17 protein-coding genes are annotated in these 16,949 nt (G+C 50.4%); 10 read left to right on the top strand and 7 right to left on the bottom strand.

Annotated elements, in window-relative coordinates; all coding sequences use genetic code 11:
• Window positions 1-234 precede the first annotated feature (234 nt).
• Both fabG and fabD read right to left on the bottom strand, forming a co-directional pair.
• Entirely contained in the window at window positions 235-972 is a 738-nt protein-coding gene (fabG, locus tag ABDZ76_RS01240; protein WP_184220182.1) for a 3-oxoacyl-[acyl-carrier-protein] reductase, read from the bottom strand.
• Window positions 973-1,044: 72 nt separating this feature from the next.
• Window positions 1,045-1,989: an ACP S-malonyltransferase gene (gene fabD / locus ABDZ76_RS01245; RefSeq protein WP_343800236.1), complete on the bottom strand. Its 945-nt coding sequence runs from the start codon at window positions 1,987-1,989 to the stop codon at window positions 1,045-1,047.
• A 463-nt stretch (window positions 1,990-2,452) separates the two neighbouring features.
• Here fabD and rpsF point away from each other — a divergent pair, with 463 nt between their 5' ends.
• The 8 genes from rpsF (at window position 2,453) to ABDZ76_RS01285 (ending at window position 10,201) form a co-directional block, all read left to right on the top strand.
• Complete coding sequence (rpsF, locus tag ABDZ76_RS01250; RefSeq protein ID WP_184220189.1) at window positions 2,453-2,899, top strand: 30S ribosomal protein S6; 447 nt, start codon at window positions 2,453-2,455, stop codon at window positions 2,897-2,899.
• Between the two features lie 2 nt (window positions 2,900-2,901).
• On the top strand, window positions 2,902-3,150 hold the full coding sequence (gene rpsR, locus ABDZ76_RS01255) for a 30S ribosomal protein S18 (RefSeq protein ID WP_094506475.1): 249 nt from the start codon (window positions 2,902-2,904) through the stop codon (window positions 3,148-3,150).
• Window positions 3,151-3,344: 194 nt separating this feature from the next.
• A complete protein-coding gene (locus tag ABDZ76_RS01260; protein ID WP_343800240.1) occupies window positions 3,345-4,304 on the top strand; it encodes a DUF2232 domain-containing protein in 960 nt (319 codons plus the stop codon).
• A gap of 30 nt (window positions 4,305-4,334) precedes the next feature.
• Window positions 4,335-4,913: a 50S ribosomal protein L9 gene (gene rplI / locus ABDZ76_RS01265; protein ID WP_343800242.1), complete on the top strand. Its 579-nt coding sequence runs from the start codon at window positions 4,335-4,337 to the stop codon at window positions 4,911-4,913.
• 225 nt (window positions 4,914-5,138) lie between these two features.
• Complete coding sequence (locus ABDZ76_RS01270) at window positions 5,139-6,452, top strand: cyclopropane fatty acid synthase (protein WP_343800244.1); 1,314 nt, start codon at window positions 5,139-5,141, stop codon at window positions 6,450-6,452.
• Between the two features lie 109 nt (window positions 6,453-6,561).
• Window positions 6,562-8,082 carry a replicative DNA helicase gene (locus tag ABDZ76_RS01275; RefSeq protein WP_343800246.1) on the top strand — a complete coding sequence of 507 codons (1,521 nt, stop codon included), beginning with the start codon at window positions 6,562-6,564 and terminating at the stop codon, window positions 8,080-8,082.
• Window positions 8,083-8,131: 49 nt separating this feature from the next.
• On the top strand, window positions 8,132-9,529 hold the full coding sequence (gene radA, locus ABDZ76_RS01280; RefSeq protein WP_184220203.1) for a DNA repair protein RadA: 1,398 nt from the start codon (window positions 8,132-8,134) through the stop codon (window positions 9,527-9,529).
• A 96-nt stretch (window positions 9,530-9,625) separates the two neighbouring features.
• Window positions 9,626-10,201: a CvpA family protein gene (locus ABDZ76_RS01285; RefSeq protein WP_343800249.1), complete on the top strand. Its 576-nt coding sequence runs from the start codon at window positions 9,626-9,628 to the stop codon at window positions 10,199-10,201.
• Between the two features lie 30 nt (window positions 10,202-10,231).
• On the opposite strand, the gene ABDZ76_RS01290 is transcribed toward ABDZ76_RS01285, so the two are convergent.
• Window positions 10,232-10,426, bottom strand: coding sequence for a hypothetical protein (locus tag ABDZ76_RS01290; RefSeq protein ID WP_343800251.1), 195 nt, complete (start codon window positions 10,424-10,426; stop codon window positions 10,232-10,234).
• Between ABDZ76_RS01290 and purF the strand changes: the two genes are divergently transcribed.
• Window positions 10,420-11,910 carry an amidophosphoribosyltransferase gene (purF, locus tag ABDZ76_RS01295; protein ID WP_343800253.1) on the top strand — a complete coding sequence of 497 codons (1,491 nt, stop codon included), beginning with the start codon at window positions 10,420-10,422 and terminating at the stop codon, window positions 11,908-11,910. The genes ABDZ76_RS01290 and purF overlap by 7 nt on opposite strands.
• A gap of 51 nt (window positions 11,911-11,961) precedes the next feature.
• Entirely contained in the window at window positions 11,962-12,702 is a 741-nt protein-coding gene (locus tag ABDZ76_RS01300; protein WP_343800255.1) for an SDR family NAD(P)-dependent oxidoreductase, read from the top strand.
• A 66-nt stretch (window positions 12,703-12,768) separates the two neighbouring features.
• Here ABDZ76_RS01300 and pssA read toward each other — a convergent pair whose 3' ends face one another.
• The 4 genes from pssA to ABDZ76_RS01320 all read right to left on the bottom strand — a co-directional run bounded on the left by pssA (window position 12,769) and on the right by ABDZ76_RS01320 (window position 16,904).
• Window positions 12,769-13,659 (bottom strand): CDP-diacylglycerol--serine O-phosphatidyltransferase, encoded by an 891-nt coding sequence (gene pssA, locus ABDZ76_RS01305; RefSeq protein ID WP_374844503.1) that lies wholly within the window; start codon window positions 13,657-13,659, stop codon window positions 12,769-12,771.
• 5 nt (window positions 13,660-13,664) lie between these two features.
• Window positions 13,665-14,363, bottom strand: a complete 699-nt coding sequence (locus ABDZ76_RS01310) for a phosphatidylserine decarboxylase (RefSeq protein ID WP_343800257.1) — start codon at window positions 14,361-14,363, stop codon at window positions 13,665-13,667.
• A gap of 288 nt (window positions 14,364-14,651) precedes the next feature.
• Window positions 14,652-16,514 carry an ABCB family ABC transporter ATP-binding protein/permease gene (locus ABDZ76_RS01315; RefSeq protein WP_343800259.1) on the bottom strand — a complete coding sequence of 621 codons (1,863 nt, stop codon included), beginning with the start codon at window positions 16,512-16,514 and terminating at the stop codon, window positions 14,652-14,654.
• A 48-nt stretch (window positions 16,515-16,562) separates the two neighbouring features.
• Complete coding sequence (locus ABDZ76_RS01320; protein WP_343800261.1) at window positions 16,563-16,904, bottom strand: ArsR/SmtB family transcription factor; 342 nt, start codon at window positions 16,902-16,904, stop codon at window positions 16,563-16,565.
• Window positions 16,905-16,949: the final 45 nt, after the last annotated feature.

Consider the following 16,949-nt stretch of genomic DNA (forward strand, 5'->3'; position numbering starts at 1 on the left):
TAGCGGTATGCATGATTGTAATCAAGTTATAAGATGTATGCCAACTGTAGTCTCTACATGCTTTAGCATACATCCTGTGGATATTCCTTACGGAACGAGATTAAGACGCTTCAAGCGAGGCGTCTTGTTTCTTGGGCGCGGCATTTACCATGCTTCTTGAGCAAGGCAAAGCAGATTTTGCCCATTCATCTGCTTCTTGGCCTCCTTTTATGGCTTTTTGGGCACATAAAAGGTTTAAATCATTGCCATTCCGCCATTAACATGGACAGTCTGGCCGGTAACATAAGCTGCTTCATCGCTTGCTAAATAAACAACAGCAGCAGCAATTTCTGCGCCTGTTCCCATGCGTTTCATCGGAATTGAGCTCATGATCGCGTCTTTTTGCTTCTCATTGAGCTTATCGGTCATAGCCGATTCGATGAATCCGGGAGCAATGCAGTTGACCGTTACATTACGGCTGGCAATTTCTTGTGCAAGTGATTTCGAAAAACCGATCAGACCAGCTTTCGATGCACAATAGTTTGCCTGACCCGGATTACCGGTCACGCCAACGATGGAAGAAATATTGATAATACGGCCATGACGGCGGCGCATCATCGGATGAGTAATCTCGCGGGTCAGGTTAAACACGGATGTCAGATTGACATTTAAAACCGCATCCCAGTCTTCATCGCTCATACGTACAAACAAGCCGTCTTTGGTAATACCGGCATTGTTGACGAGAATATCGATGCCGCCCATTTCCTCTTCAGCCTTCTGGCCAAGAGCTTTCACTTCTTCACGGTCGGAGAGGTTTGCAGGGAACACAAAAACGCGTTCGCCAAGCTCTGCAGCCAGAGAATCAAGCTTTTCTTTACGGGTGCCGTGCAGACCAACAATTGCGCCTTGTGCGTGAAGCGCACGGGCAATTGCTTCACCCAAACCGCCGGTTGCACCGGTAATGAGAGCCTTGCGGCCAGTCAGATCAAACATTTGAGATCCTTTTAATTCCTTATCGCGTACCTTATCCAAAAACCGCTCCGCAGATTTTGGGATGCGCTGTTATTATTTCTGCAAGGCAGCCAGTGCTGCTTCAATTTCTTCAGCCGAACCAACAGTCGCGCCGTTGATTTCTTTAGCAATACGACGGGCAAGGCCAGTCAGAACTTTGCCTGAACCGACTTCATAGAGTGTCGAGACATGATTAGCTGCAAACCATTCAATTGTTTCGCGCCAGCGCACTTGTCCGGTGACCTGCTCAACCAGCAAATCAGCAATTTCAGTGGCGGACGTTACCGGAGCAGCACGCACATTGGCGATTAATGGCACAACCGGATCGTTTTTCTGCACATTAGCCAGCGCTTCACGCATGGCATCAGCCGCAGGTGACATCAGACTTGAATGGAAAGGCGCAGAAACCGGCAGCATGATCGCGCGTTTTGCGCCCTTTTCAGAAGCCTTGGCAGCAGCAGCTTCAACGGCAGCTTTCGAGCCGGAGATAACCAGCTGACCACCGCCATTATCATTGGCAATCTGCACAGCACCCAAAGAAGCAGCATCTGCACAGATAGCTTCTACATCCGCCTGCTCCAGACCAATAATTGCAGCCATAGCGCCCTGGCCAACAGGCACAGCCTGCTGCATGGCATTACCGCGGATACGCAACAAACGGGCGGTATCAGCAAGCGAGAATGTGCCAGCGGCGCAAAGGGCTGAATATTCACCCAGCGAGTGACCCGCAACATAGGAAACCTGATCTTTCAAAGAAAAACCCTGTGCTTCCATCACACGCAACACAGCCATCGACACAGCCATCAAAGCAGGCTGCGCATTGGCAGTGAGTGTCAGCACATCTTCAGGACCTTCAAACATGGTCGCTGAAAGCTTTTCCCCGAGTGCATCATCAACTTCGGCAAAAACTGCACGCGCTTCTGCAAATTGTTCAGCAAGCGCCTTGCCCATGCCAACAACCTGACTGCCCTGGCCGGGGAAAGTAAATGCTACGGTCATAAATACCTCACTCTATATAATGCGGCGATACAAACTCATTGATAAGCCCACAAAGAAGGAGCAGTTTATATGAGTTTTATCCGTATTCAATGATGGATTATAATCTTAGCCATACACTGAAAGTCGCATAATCTTTCACTTTTCTCTCCCGCGATGTGCCTTTGCTCTGCGCACAAGTCAAGCTTTTGTCACGCATAAGCACTAATGCAGCTTGCAAAGACGGGGAAAAACGCTTATGAGCCAAACATTCATTGCTCGGTATCAGCTGGGGGCTGAACGGAGGATCATGTCATTTGTTCTTGTAACAATGATTTGAGAAGCGAGAAAATGCTTCATCTCCCGTGTCTCCGCTCTCGATCGTCTCGACCAGCGTCCTTTCTTCCCGCAATAGCGGTTAAGGAGAAGTCGCAGAGGCTTAGCCGCTGATTTCGAGCTAATGAGAAACAGAAGAAAGGCAAAGCCAATGGCTCTTTATGAACATGTGCTCCTTGCCCGACAGGATATTACGCAGCAGCAAGTTGATGCCCTCGTTGAACAGTTCAAGGGTGTCCTCGAAGCTAACGGCGGTAAAGTCGGGCGCATTGAGAACTGGGGTCTTCGTCCCCTGACTTATCGCGTTAAAAAGAATCGTAAAGCTTACTACACACTTCTCAACATCGATGCCCCTGCGGCAGCTGTTGCTGAAATGGAACGCCAGATGCGCATCAATGAAGATGTTCTGCGTTTCCTCACAGTACGTGTAGAAGAACACGAAGAAGGCCAGTCGGCAATGCTGACACGCCGTGATGACCGTCGTGAACGCGACGATCGCTTCGGCCGTGATGATGATCGTCCACGTCGTCCGCGTGACGGTGACCGTGAACGCGGTCCACGTCGTCCACGTGACAACGAAGCTGGCGAAGGAGCATAATAATGGTTGATATCAATCAGATCCCAACACGCCGCCCGTTCCATCGTCGTCGTAAGACTTGCCCGTTCTCTGGTCCAAATGCACCAAAGATCGATTACAAGGACATCAAGCTTTTGCAGCGTTATATTTCTGAACGCGGTAAAATCGTTCCTTCACGCATCACAGCTGTGAGCCAGAAGAAACAGCGCGAACTTGCTAAAGCAATCAAGCGTGCACGTTTCCTCGGCCTGCTGCCATATGTTGTGAAATAAGTTTTGTTTTGCGGGCAGTGTTTTTTGCATTGCCCGCAAACTCTTACTTGAACTATACGCATAAAACCTTCCGTGATGAGCACGGGTCAGGTTCACTTTAAAACTCGAGTTGGGGTTTAAGCGGTTTAAACCGAAACCTCTAACTGCAAAAAGGCAAGAGCGCTCAAATTCTTGCACGCAGGACAGCGGAACTTATGAAATTCGATAAAACCATCATTGGCGTAGGCATACTTGCAGGACTGGCTTCTGCATTAATGTCTTCTGGCGTCATTGCCCAATCGGGCATTGCGATGGTTCTGTATTTCCTGACACCATTACCAATTTTCATGGCTGCACTTGGTTGGGGTTCCACGGCTGGCATCATTGCAGCTGTTGCCGCGACTGCCACAGTCAGTATCGTCAGCGTGCCAATGGCCGCCGTATTGATTGCGCTTACCAGCTTTATTCCGGCTGCGACCGGCGCTTATCTCTCAGGTTTAGCGCGTCCGGCCAGTGATTTGGGTGGTTCTGCCAATATTCTCGTTTGGTATCCGCTGTCAGATATTATCTTCCGCTTGGCGCTGATGGTTGCCGTCAGCTTCATCATCATCGGCTATATCATCGGCTTTGGCGAAGATATGGTACGCGAACTGACCGCTCAGGTGATGCAACGCCTTCAGGAAGCAGATCCGACCTATCATTCCGATGAAAATATGCAGGCGACACTTGCTTCCATTTTGATGGTGGTTTTGCCTGCCATGCAGCCAGCCATCGCACTGGCAGCACTGATCGGCAATCTTTATCTGGCCTTGCGCCTGACCGGTGCATCCGGCCGTCTGAAACGCCCGCGTGATGACTGGCCGACCACTTTGCGCATGCCGGTTGCCGCTCTCAGCATTTTTGCTGTTGCCATGGCCCTATCCTTCTTTGGTGCCGGCATTGCTCAGGCAGCACTTGTCTTTGTCGGCGCAATCGGCACCGGATTTTTATTCTCCGGCTTTGCCATTATGCATCAGCGCACCCGTGGCATGAGCCTGCGCCCGTTGATTCTGTGGTTGTCTTATGTCGGCATCATGCTGCTGGCGCCACTGCTTCTCATTTTCTTTGTTATCGGTCTGTTCGACACAACCCGTACAGCGCCGGTTTCCAAGAGACAAAAAACTGATCAATCGTAATTTTACACTCAAACTCGAAAGGAATATCCCATGGACGTTATTCTCCTGGAACGTATTGCCCGCCTCGGCCAGATGGGCGACACTGTAAAAGTTAAAGACGGCTTCGCCCGTAACTTCCTTCTCCCACAGGGCAAAGCTCTGCGTGCGAACGAAGCAAACCTGAAGAAGTTCGAAGGCCAGCGCGCTCAGCTCGAAGCACAGAACCTGGAACGCAAAAACGAAGCTCAGGCTGTTGCAGACAAGCTCGAAGGCAAAAGCTTTGTTGTTGTTCGTTCAGCTGGTGAAACCGGTCAGCTTTACGGTTCAGTTTCAACCCGTGATATCGCTGATATCATCACTGAAGCTGGCTTCTCGCTGCACCGCAATCAGGTTGAACTCAACCAGCCAATCAAAACCATTGGCCTTCACAATGTTTTGATCGTGCTGCATCCTGAAGTAGAAGTAACCGTTGCTGTTAACGTTGCTCGTTCTGCTGAAGAAGCTGAACGTCAGGAAAAAGGTGAAGACCTGACTTCAATCGAAGCCATCTATGGCATTGAAGAAGCACCTTTATCTGAAGAAATCGACGAAGAAGAATTCGACGGTTCAGACGAAGAAGAACAGGCTTAATTGCTTGGAGTGCCGGCTTTAATACCGGCAGCTTTTAAATAAAAAGATGATGCCCGGCAGAAATGTCGGGCATTTTCTCTTTTCAGAACCAAAAAAGTGCTTATCCTGTGCAGCAGTAGCAGACTGTTTAAGGTGCAAGTGGGGCAGTCCGCATTCGCCCTGACACATGAAACACGCGGATCAGCACTACTTCATCCTCCAGTCCTTCTGAATGGGAGATTGGCGATGAATGGACTTTTACATACGGTTTTGAAACGCATAGTCAAAACCGGCAATTTGTCAGTGACAGATTCCAAGCAGACAACCACCCGCTATGGTGATGGCAGCGGCTCTCACCTGCACATCCGTTTTAACACCTCGCGTGCTGAACGAGCGATTGCCTTTGACCCTGAATTGCAGCTTGGGCAATGTTATATGGACGGCGAGCTGGATGTGGTTGAGGGCGACATTTATCTGCTGCTACAGATTGTCTTTGAAAATACCGGCCCGATTGCAGCCACTGCCCCCTGGATGCGGGCAATTGCTTATGCGCGCCGAAGTCTGCGCCGTTTGCAACAGATGAACAACATCATGCGTTCATCCCAAAATGTCAAAAGCCATTATGATCTGTCCGGTGCGCTTTATGATTTATTTCTTGATCCCGACAAGCAATATTCCTGCGCTTATTTTGAAACGCCTGAAACGACATTGGCCGAGGCACAACTTGCCAAAAAACGTCATATCGCCGCCAAGCTTTTGATCAATGAAGGCGATAAACTGCTGGATATCGGTTGCGGCTGGGGCGGTCTTGGCCTTTATATGGCACGCTACCTCAAAGCGGATGTCACAGGCGTTACATTATCGCAAGAGCAACATGCGATTGCCAATCAGCGGGCAGCACAGGAAAATTTAAGCCACAGCGCCAAATTTGAACTCAAAGACTACCGCCATTTAACTGACAGCTATGACCGGATCAGTTCTGTCGGCATGTTTGAGCATGTGGGCGTGGGTCATTTTGCTGAATATTTCCAACATGTGGCGCGTTTATTGAAAAAAGACGGTGTGTTTTTATTGCATTCAATCGGCCGCAGTGATGGCCCCGGTGTGACCAATCCTTTTATTCGCCATCATATTTTTCCGGGCGGTTATATCCCTGCTCTCTCAGAGGTTCTGCCTCATATTGAAAAAGCAGGCCTCATTGTTACCGACATTGAAATCCTGCGTTTGCATTATGCTGAAACACTCAAAGCATGGCGTGAAGCCTTTATGGCACGGCGCGATGAAGCCAAAGCGCTTTATGATGAGCGTTTTTGCAGAATGTGGGAATTTTATCTGGCGGGTTCCGAAAGTGCTTTCCGGTGGCAGGATATGATGGTGTTCCACATTCAGATTGCCCATAAACAAGAATCGGTGCCGCTGACCCGCAATTATATTGAGGCGGAAGAAAAGCGTTTACGCCGTCTGGATAGTGTTCGCACGAGCGCCAATACCGAAAGTCGCAATCAAGCTTTCACCCCGAATAAGCGGAAGATGTCACATACCCCCTGTGAATCAGTGTGAATCATGCTATCGCCTGTACCCTCATCGCTTCAGATGAGGTACATATATTGGTAATCCGGTTGGCTTGAATGTTTCCGGCCGGATTTTTCAAAATATAGGGCATGAGATTATGGCGGAAGCAACGGTACACAAACTAACCGAACCACGGGGCGAAGGCCGCGATGGACAAGGCGGGCTTTACCGTGAAACCCCCAACAATATTGAAGCTGAGCAGGCTCTGCTCGGCGCGATTTTGATTAATAATGATGCGTTTTATCGTGTTTCGGACTTTCTGAAACCGACGCATTTTCATGAACCTCTGCACAAACGTATTTATGAAATCACCAGTGATCTGATCCGCGTTGGCAAAATGGCCAATCCGGTGACGATGAAAACATTTCTTCCGGCAGAAGAAAAAGTCGGGGATCTGACCGTCTTCCAATATGTACTGCGCCTTGCCGCTGAAGCAGTGACCGTTATTAACGCCGAAGATTATGGCCGTGCGATTTACGATCTGGCAACACGCCGCTCCCTCATCAATATTGGTGAGGAAATGGTCAATGTCGCTTATGATGCACCTGTTGATATGGCGCCGCAAAGCCAGATTGAAGATGCTGAACGCCGCCTCTTTGAACTGGCCGAAACCGGTCGTTATGATGGTGGTTTTCAGGCATTTAAAGATGCGGTTACCACTGCCGTTGATATGGCGAACCAAGCTTTTATGCGTGATGGCCACCTCTCTGGAGTGTCGACTGGCATCCAATCGCTCGATGCGAAAATGGGGGGCTTGCAGCCTTCCGACTTGATCATTTTGGCGGGTCGTCCGGGTATGGGTAAAACCTCGCTTGCCACCAATATCGCTTTCAATATCGCTAATGCCTATGAGGGCGAACAGCAGGCAGACGGCAGCATCAAAGCCTTGAATGGCGGTGTTGTGGGCTTCTTCTCGCTCGAAATGTCGGCCGAACAGCTGGCTACTCGTATTATCTCCGAGCAGACGGAAGTATCGTCCTCAAAAATCCGCCGTGGTGATATTACCGAAACCGATTTTGAAAAACTGGTTGCCTGCTCGCAAGTAATGCAGAAAATTCCGCTTTATATTGACCAGACGGGTGGTATCTCCATTGCCCAGCTTGCTGCTCGTGCGCGCCGTTTGAAGCGCCAGCGCGGCCTTGATGTTCTGGTGATCGACTACGTCCAGCTGATGACTGGTTCCTCCAAAGCGTCCGCACAAAACCGCGTGCAGGAAATTACCGAAATCACCACCGGCCTGAAAGCTTTGGGTAAAGAACTGAACGTGCCGATTATCGCGCTCTCACAGCTCTCCCGTCAGGTGGAAAGCCGCGACGACAAACGTCCGCAGCTTTCTGACTTGCGTGAATCGGGTTCGATTGAGCAGGATGCGGACGTTGTGCTCTTCGTGTTCCGTGAAGAATATTACGTCAAAAACCTTGAACCGCGTGATGAATTTGATCCGAAATATGACGAATGGAAAATGCAGTTTGAAAAGGTCAAAGGCACAGCCGACGTGATTATTGCTAAACAGCGTCACGGTCCGACAGGCACCGTTAAGCTCGCCTTCCAGTCAGAATTCACCCGCTTTGCGGATCTGGCCGAAGGCTCTTATGTGCCTGAGCAATATGACGAATAGGCTCTAACGACCAACGCCTGCATAAGCAGTTTCTCAAAAAGGATAACTGATGGCCAAAGCCAGAGTGCAGTTTATCTGCCAGAACTGCGGCACCGTGCATACACGCTGGGCCGGAAAATGCGACAGTTGCGGCGAGTGGAACACACTCGTGGAAGAAGGAACCAATAGCGGTATCGGTAGTGGCCCTTCATCGTTGCGCAGCGCCCGTAAAGGCCGCGCCGTCACCCTCACCTCGCTTGATGGCGAGATTGAAGATGCACCACGCATTTCTTCCGGTATTGCCGAGCTTGACCGCGCCACCGGCGGCGGTTTTGTGCGCGGCTCCGCACTTTTGATCGGCGGAGATCCGGGCATTGGCAAATCCACACTTTTGACCCAAGCGGCGGCAGCTCTTGCCAATCAGGGACATCGCATTGTCTATGTTTCAGGTGAAGAAGCGGTTGCACAGATCCGCTTGCGCGCGCAGCGCTTAGGTGTTGCCTCCTCACCTGTCGAACTGGCGGCTGAAACCAATGTCGAAGACATTTTAGCAACCATTGCCGGTAATAAGCGCCCTGATCTGGTGATTATCGATTCCATCCAGACCCTTTGGACTGATTTGGCCGATAGTGCGCCCGGAACAGTGACGCAGGTGCGCTCCTCCGCACAAGCAATGATCCGCTATGCCAAGCAGACAGGTGCGGCGGTGGTGCTTGTCGGTCATGTCACCAAAGAAGGCCAGATTGCCGGCCCGCGCGTGGTTGAGCATATGGTCGATGGCGTACTTTATTTTGAAGGTGAAGGCGGCCATCATTACCGCATCCTTCGTACTGTCAAAAACCGCTTTGGCCCAACCGACGAAATCGGCGTTTTTGAAATGTCCGATAAAGGCTTGCGTGAAGTTGCCAATCCGTCCGAATTATTTTTGGGCGAACGCAATGAAAAATCACCCGGTGCCGCAGTTTTTGCCGGCATGGAAGGAACGCGTCCTGTTTTGGTAGAAATTCAGGCACTGGTTGCCCCGTCCAGTCTCGGCACACCGCGCCGCGCGGTGGTTGGCTGGGACGGCAGCCGCCTTTCAATGATTCTGGCCGTGCTTGAATCCCATTGCGGTGTGCGCTTCGGTCAGCATGATGTTTATCTCAATGTGGCCGGTGGTTATCGTATTTCTGAGCCTGCCGCCGATTTAGCAGTGGCTGCAGCGCTTGTTTCCTCCATTGCAGCTATTGCCCTTCCGGCCGATAGCGTTTATTTCGGCGAGATCAGTCTTTCTGGCGCTATTCGTCCGGTGTCTCATGCCGTGCAGCGCCTGAAGGAAGCAGAGAAACTTGGTTTCAGGCATGCAGTCGTACCCGGTGGCAGTAGCGAGTTGTGGAAAAACGCCCAATTCCGCTTAACCGAAAAGGTTGCGCTGACCGATATGGTTGTCGACATTGCCGCCTCAGGCCAAGCACAGAAGAACGGTTAAAAACTGGGTGCATAAGTCACCCGACACAGGAAAGCTGACTTGCAAAACGCCGCAGGCATGCAAGGATAGAGTTTAAGTAGATTAAGGACAGGCCGAATGCCAATCACCCTTCTTGATGGAATTCTTATTGGGATAACGCTCGTATCCGCTGTTTTGGCGATGGTACGGGGTTTTTCACGAGAAGTGCTTTCGGTCGCTTCATGGGCAGCAGCTGCTGCTGCCGCTTACATCTTCTATCCGCAGGTGATCCCCTTCATCCAGCCATATGTCACCAGTGACACATTGGCGAAAATTGCAGCTTTGGCGGCAGTTTTCCTTGTCGCACTGATCATTGTTTCCATCATCACCATGAAAATTGCTGATTTCATCATCGACAGCCGCATTGGTGCGCTTGACCGCACATTGGGTTTTTTGTTTGGTGCAGCACGCGGCCTGTTGCTGATGGTTGTCGCCATGTTGTTCTTCAACTGGCTCGTTACATCCGACCAGCCGGCATGGGTTGCCAATGCCAAATCCAAAGCCCTTCTTGATAATTTGGGCGAAAAACTGGTTGAACTGCTGCCAGCTGATCCGGACACCAGCTTTATCGACAAGCTGAAACCAGACAATGCAGAACCGGCAGGCAATGACCAAAACGCTGCCCCTGCGCCTGAAGCAGAAACTGCACAGTAAAAAACTCAATTCCAAAGAAAGCCATGGAAATTATTTTCTGTGGCTTTTTTGCTTTTCAGCACTTTTAAAAAACCAATCAGATCCCAAATTGACCAGAAAACACTCCTGACAGCGCAGATTAAAAGCTTTTTGAGGCCGCAACTCTTTGCTTCCAATCAAAAGCTTTTTTGTGATAGAGAGTGTTTTTAATTGCTCTGCAATCGAAAGGCCTTGCGGCAATGACACACAGTAATGCTGACAAAACTCCCTATATGCTGGACGAAGATAGCTTGCATGAAGAATGCGGCGTCTTTGGTATTTTAGGCCACGAAGATGCGGCTGCGCTTACAGCGCTCGGCCTGCACGCCCTTCAGCATCGCGGACAAGAAGCGGCAGGTATTGTTACCTTCAATAATAATCGCTTTCATTCAGAGCGTCATATGGGTCTGGTCGGCGATCATTTTACTGATCCTGCAACCCTTGCGCAGCTTCCGGGTGATCTGGCTATCGGTCATGTGCGCTACTCCACCACCGGTGAAACCATCCTGCGCAATGTGCAGCCGCTTTTTGCCGAGCTGGAAGTGGGCGGCATTGCGATTGCGCATAATGGTAATTTCACCAATGGTCTGACATTGCGCCGCCAGCTGATTGCAGCCGGTGCGATTTGCCAGTCCACATCTGACAGCGAAGTCGTGCTGCATCTTTTTGCACGCTCCCGCCATACTTCATCGATTGATCGCTTTGTTGATGCCATCCGTCAGGTTGAAGGCGGCTATGCCGTTCTTGCCATGACGCGCACCAAACTGATCGCCGCCCGTGATCCGGTTGGTATTCGACCGTTGGTTATGGGTGAACTCGACGGCAAGCCGATTTTCTGCTCCGAAACCTGTGCGCTTGATATTATCGGCGCGACTTTCGTGCGTGATGTTGAGAATGGTGAAGTGATTGTGTGTGAGTTGCAGCCGGACGGCTCTATCACCACCCAATCTATCAAGCCGGAAAAGCCGCAACCTGAACGTCTCTGCATGTTCGAATATGTTTACTTTGCACGCCCCGATTCCGTTGTGGGTGGCCGCAATGTTTACAATGCACGCAAAAACATGGGCTTCAATCTGGCCAAAGAATCGCATGTCAATGCAGATGTTGTTGTGCCGGTTCCAGATGGCGGCACCCCTGCTGCTATCGGCTATGCACAGGCCAGCGGCATTCCGTTCGAGCTTGGCATTATCCGTAACCATTATGTCGGTCGTACCTTCATTGAGCCAACCCAGCAAATTCGTGCGCTTGGTGTTAAGCTCAAACATTCCGCCAATCGTGAGATCATTGAAGGCAAGCGCGTCATCCTCGTTGATGACTCAATTGTGCGCGGTACGACTTCCGTTAAAATCGTGCAGATGATCCGTGATGCAGGTGCAGCAGAAGTGCATATCCGCGTTGCCAGCCCGATGATTTTCTATCCGGATTTCTACGGTATCGATACACCGGACGCCGAAAAGCTGCTAGCAAACCAATATAAAGATATGGACGCGATGTGCCGCTATATTGGTGCGGATTCGCTTGCATTCCTTTCGATCGACGGTCTTTACCGTGCTGTTGGTGGTGAACCACGCAACAATGATCGTCCGCAATTTACTGACCATTACTTCACCGGAGACTACCCGACGCGCCTGCTCGATCAGGACAATGAGAGCAACATCCATAATTTATCACTACTGGCCAGTAACGGTTAAAAGCAACGGGTAAAACTGACCAGTGATCTTCTAACATATGACAGGATTGGTATGAGCATCGACCTTAATGGCCGTCTGGCTCTGGTGACGGGCGCATCGCGCGGCATCGGATATTTCCTCGCACTGGAGCTTGCAAAAGCCGGTGCACATGTGATTGCAGTTGCCCGCACAGTGGGAGGACTGGAAGAACTGGATGATGAAATCCGCAAGCAAGGCGGCTCCGCAACGCTCGTACCACTTGATCTGACCGATTTCCCTGCCCTTGACCGTTTGGGCGGTTCTATTCACGAGCGTTGGGGCAAGCTGGATATTATGGTTGCCAATGCCGGTGTGCTTGGCACCATTTCACCCATTGGTCATGTCGAAGCCAAAACCTTTGATAAAGTGATGAATATCAACGTCACCAGCACATGGCGCCTCATCCGCTCAGTAGACCCGCTTTTGCGCAGCTCTGATGCCGGACGTGCTATTGTGCTGTCATCAGGCGTTGCACACACTGCACGCGCATTCTGGGGGCCTTATGCGGCTTCCAAGGCGGCTGTAGAGGTGATGGCGCGCAGCTGGGCAGATGAAACCAAGAACAGTGCGCTGCGGGTCAATTCCGTTAATCCGGGTGCCACCCGCACTGCCATGCGCGCACAGGCCATGCCGGGCGAAGATCCTGACAGCCTGCCGCATCCGCATGATGTGGCCAAAAAGATTGTGGCGCTTGCCGATCCGGCTTTGACGCTTACCGGCAAATTGTTTGATGTGCCGAAAGATCGTTTCCTTGATTATCATCTGCCTGACTAACAAGCAGATCAAACCCAATAAAAAAGGCTCTGTTTTCACAGAGCCTTTTTTCATAACTGCATTCTTTTAAATGATACTGTCCGGCTCGTCCGGTGCCGGTGCAGTGGCACTGCCAGCGCATTTCTCCGAAGCCTCGCAACGGTTCCATGCAATCCAGCTCACAGGAATGATGAATGTGTAAGCGATAGCTGTCACAGTCAGTGTGTACCATGTGTAGCTTGTCAACAGACCGACATAGATCACCACGCAAAGAATAAGCGGCGCCACAAGATCACGGCGAATATAGCTACCAGCGGTTTTGCCATTATAAACCGGCAGACGGCTCACCAGCAAAAATGCAATCAGCACGGTGAAAGCAGAAGCGATGAAAGCCAGATTACGCGTCGGTACAAGGCCTAAAAAACCTAAATAGACCGGCAACAACACCAGCATTGCGCCCGCAGGTGCCGGAACACCGATAAAGTAATTATTCTGCCATGCAGGACGGTTCGGGTCTTCTGTCATCACGTTGAAGCGTGCAAGACGAAGGCAACAGGCGATTGCGTATAAAAGTGCCGCAGTCCAGCCAAAAGAGCGCGCCTGATCCAGCATAAAGGAATAAAGCACCAAGGCAGGTGCCACGCCGAAATTGACGATATCAGCGAGAGAATCCATCTGCGCGCCGAATTTGGAAGAGCCTTTCATCATCCGCGCAACGCGGCCGTCAAGACCATCCAGAAAGGCTGCAATCAGCACCATCATCACGGCAAGTTCGAAACGGTTTTCAAACGCCAAACGGATACCGGTCAGCCCTGCGCAAATTGCCAGAACAGTGATGATATTCGGAATAATAATGCGTAGCGGAATTTGAGAAAGTCGAGGCCCCCGACTTTCTATAATGACTGCATCGGTCTGGGTGCCGTTTTGTCCGGCTGACTTACCAGCACCGCGATCTGCTTCCGGAAACTCTGTTTCCATTTGACTTAACCAATCCGTACTGTTGGTTCTGAACGGTCGGTGTCAAATTCAGCCAGCACAGTTTCACCGGCAACAGCAGTTTGACCAACTGCCACGCGTGCCACTGCACCTTCAGGCAAATAAACATCCAGACGGGAGCCGAAGCGAATCAAACCAAAGCGCTCACCCACTGACAATGTGTCATCTTCATTTGACCAGCAAACGATACGGCGGGCGACAAGACCTGCAACCTGCACAACAGCCACTTTACCTTTCGGGCTATCGATCAGAACGCTGTTACGCTCGTTTTCCGCGCTGGATTTGTCCAGCTCTGCATTTAAAAACTTGCCCGGACGATGAATGACTTTTTCAATCTGACCACGCACCGGTGCACGGTTGATATGCACAGAAAACACATTCATGAATACGGAAATGCGCATACGCGGCTGATCGCCCAAGCCCAGTTCCGCAGGTGGCACATAAGGGCCAACAAAAGAAACTTTACCATCAGCCGGACTAATGACCAGCCGGTCATCCATCGGCGTCACACGTTCAGGGTCGCGATAGAAATAAATGCACCAGATGGTGAGAACCATACCCACCCAGAAAAGCGGGTTCCACAGCCAGCCCAAAATCAGGGAGACAACGAAAAAACCGGCAATGAAGGGATATCCCTCACGGTGGATAGGGACAAATGTATTTCGAATTGAATCGGCAAGGCTCATCAGTTCATCCTCGAGTTTTGCAGATACTTACTGCATTCTGGCCAAAAACAAAACCATTTCAGCAGCTATTCACGTTTCGTGACATTCTTTCATATAAATGCAGCAACATTCGTGCATTTTGAACCATTTTTGCAGAGCATTATCCCCGTTTATCGCGCTTCATTTTACAACCGCTTCCCACACGCCCAAGAAAATCAGGTTAAAAAGAAAGGCGGCCTTCATGGAAAATTCCACAAAAGCCGCCTTTTATCAGATATTTAGCTCAATATTTTGAGAAAGAGATTCTGCTTACAAAACACCCAGATCATCACGTTCGCGAACCTGACGCAGACGTTCTTCTGCTTCGGTTGCTTCACGCTGGCGATCCCACATCGAAGCATAAAGCCCCTTTTGCGCAAGTAGCTGACGATGCGTGCCTTTTTCAGCAATAGCCCCCTCTTTCAGCACGATAATCTCATCGGCATTGATCACTGTCGACAAACGATGCGCAATCACCAAAGTGGTGCGGTCGCGGCTGACAAGATCAAGCGCCTGCTGAATTTCCTGCTCGGTGGCAGTATCAAGGGCTGATGTCGCTTCATCCAAAATCAGAATTGGCGGTGCTTTCAAAATGGTACGGGCAATCGCAACGCGCTGCTTTTCACCACCCGACAATTTCAAACCGCGCTCACCCACCATCGACTGATAACCTTCAGGCAAATGTTTGATGAAGCCGGAGATTTGCGCCAGTTCTGCCGCGCGTTCCACTTCTTCTTCACTCGCAGAGGTGCGGCCATAGCGGATATTGTAAGCAATCGTATCGTTGAAAAGCACAGTATCCTGCGGCACCATACCAATCGAATGACGCAAACTTTCCTGCTGCACATCCCGCACATCCTGCCCGTCAATAGTAATCGTGCCGGACTGAATATCGTAAAAACGGAACAACAGACGCGACAAGGTTGATTTACCCGCACCCGATGGCCCGACAATGGCGACCGTCTTACCGGCAGGCACTTCAAAGCTGATGCCTTTCAAAATCGGACGGGACGGATCATAAGCAAAATGCACATCATCAAATCGGATGGCACCATCGCGCACTTCCAGTGCCTTTGCTTGCGGCTTGTCCTGCACTTCCTGATCAACATCGAGAAGGTCAAACATCTGCTCAATATCAGTCAGGCCCTGACGGATTTCGCGGTAGATAAAGCCGATGAAATTGAGCGGGATCGACAACTGCATCAACAGCGCATTGATAAAGACAAAATCACCAAGCGATTGTGTTCCGGCTTTCACTTCCATCGCTGACATGACCATCACGATCGCCATACCAATACCGAAAATAACTGCCTGACCGAAGTTGAGCCAGCCCAGCGATGTCCATGTCTGGGTTGCAGCACTTTCATAGCGTGCCATGGCGCTATCGAAGCGCTTGGCCTCCATGGCTTCATTGCCGAAATATTTAACGGTCTCGAAGTTCAGCAGGGAATCAATAGCTTTCGTATTCGCTTCCGTATCTGAATCGTTCATTTCACGACGGATACTGATGCGCCAGTCACTGGCTTTGATAGTAAACCATGTGTAAGCCCAAACGGTTACCGCAACCACGGCAAGGTAAGAAAAACCATAAGCATAAGCAAAAATGATCGCTGTCAGCGCAAATTCCAGCACCGTTGGCGCGGTATTGAGAATGGTGAAACGAACAATGGTTTCAATACCCTTGGTGCCGCGTTCAATCACGCGTGACAGCCCGCCGGTGCGGCGCTCTAAATGAAAGCGCAACGATAACTGGTGCATATGCACGAATGTCTTATAAGCCAATTGGCGTACGGCATATTGACCGACACTGGCAAACAGCGCATCGCGCAACTGGTTCAAACCCGCCTGAATGATGCGCGCACCATTATAGGCCACAACCAGCATCACCGCGCCCACTAAAATAGCAGGGATAAAATCCGGCGCATTCAGCTGGCCGTTAAGCGCATTGGTGACCCATTTGAAAAAATAAGGCACCGAAATCAGTACAAGCTTGGCGATCACCAAATAAAAACTTGCCCAGATCACGCGCATGCGCAAATCAGGGCGTTCTGCCGGCCACATATAAGGCCATAAATTACGCAAAGTCCGGAAGGTCTGTCCGGATTCCGCAGAAACCGTTTTGCCGTTATTCATTAGATTATCTTTCAGGAAAATTCATTCTGGCGATTAAAACGTCGGGCGTTAATCGCAGGTCGGCGGCTTTACACAAAGAAGTGACAATTGGGCAAAATGATCTTTGATATAATCAAGCCGTGCATGATTGACGCTATAGCGCGAGTTTTGCCGGTCAGCGCGGAAATCAATCAGACCCGCCTGCACCAAAACTTTCAAATGCTGGGAAACAGTTGATTGGGCAAGATCATGCCCGCCGACAATATCTTTGCAGCATGCCTCATGCATGCTCAATTGCCGTAAAATGGTTAAACGAACAGGATGTGCCAGCGCCGCATAAATGCGTGCCGCCTCTTCATCCTCAATTTTAAAGTTAGCCAGTGAACAGGCTTGTGTGTTTTGATCCTTCATCGTAAATCGTCGATATACGATGAAGGATCGAATTACAAGCTTTTG

The organism is Paenochrobactrum glaciei, assembly GCF_039522165.1.
GTDB lineage: Bacteria > Pseudomonadota > Alphaproteobacteria > Rhizobiales > Rhizobiaceae > Paenochrobactrum > Paenochrobactrum glaciei.